The organism is Bradyrhizobium sp. Ce-3 (assembly GCF_022835695.1).
GTDB lineage: Bacteria > Pseudomonadota > Alphaproteobacteria > Rhizobiales > Xanthobacteraceae > Bradyrhizobium.
On the sequence record NZ_BQUV01000047.1, the window covers coordinates 1 to 367 of the forward strand.

Here is a 367-nt window from a genome sequence, read left to right on the forward strand (position 1 = left end):
GTTCATCGCCATCAATTGCGGGGCGATTCCGCCGCACCTGATCCAGTCTGAATTGTTCGGCTACGAAAAAGGCGCTTTTACCGGCGCGCATCAGCGTCATATCGGCTGGGTCGAGCATGCAAACGGGGGCACGCTGTTCCTCGATGAAATCGGCGACCTGCCGCTCGAGAGCCAGGTCAGCCTGCTGCGCTTCCTGCAGCAAGGCACGATTACGCGGCTTGGCGGGCACCAGGCGATTCCGCTGGACATCCGCATCATCTCGGCAACGCATGTGGATCTGGAAGCGGCCCAACACCACGGCGGATTCCGGACCGATCTGTTCCATCGACTGTGCGTGCTCACCCTGTCGGTGCCGCCCCTTCGAGAG

Annotated in this window: 1 protein-coding gene; it reads left to right on the forward strand. The window is 61.9% G+C overall.

All coding sequences use genetic code 11. The annotated features are described in order from the left end of the window. Positions 1 to 367: sigma-54 factor interaction domain-containing protein (locus BRSPCE3_RS35765; RefSeq protein ID WP_244071820.1), on the forward strand; the 367-nt coding region annotated here is incomplete at both ends.